Below are 248 nucleotides of genomic sequence, written 5' to 3'. Positions count from 1 at the left end.
CGCAAATTCATCGCCTTCCTGCGTGAGAAATTTCCGAACTCGCACAGCGAGATCAAGCGTTCGTTCGCCGACGGCGACTACGTGATCCTGCACGTCCACGCCGTGCGCGAGCCCGGCACAAGCGGCAGCGCGGCGCTGGCAGATGCAGCTATTCCCGACACAGCGCTGGCTCGGCCGCAGCCGCTAGTGCATGATGAATTAGGCTTGAACGGCGCTGCGAAGGAACTGTGCTCCCTCTCCCGCTTGCG

At 62.9% G+C, this 248-nt stretch carries 1 pseudogene; it reads left to right on the top strand.

The features are described from left to right. A pseudogene (locus FNJ47_RS52280) lies at positions 1–248 on the top strand (hypothetical protein); the annotation flags it as partial.

Source organism: Bradyrhizobium uaiense, from assembly GCF_010811875.1.
Lineage (GTDB): Bacteria > Pseudomonadota > Alphaproteobacteria > Rhizobiales > Xanthobacteraceae > Bradyrhizobium > Bradyrhizobium uaiense.
Note: the sequence above shows the minus strand (reverse complement) of the source record. Positions and strands in the feature narration are given on the sequence as shown.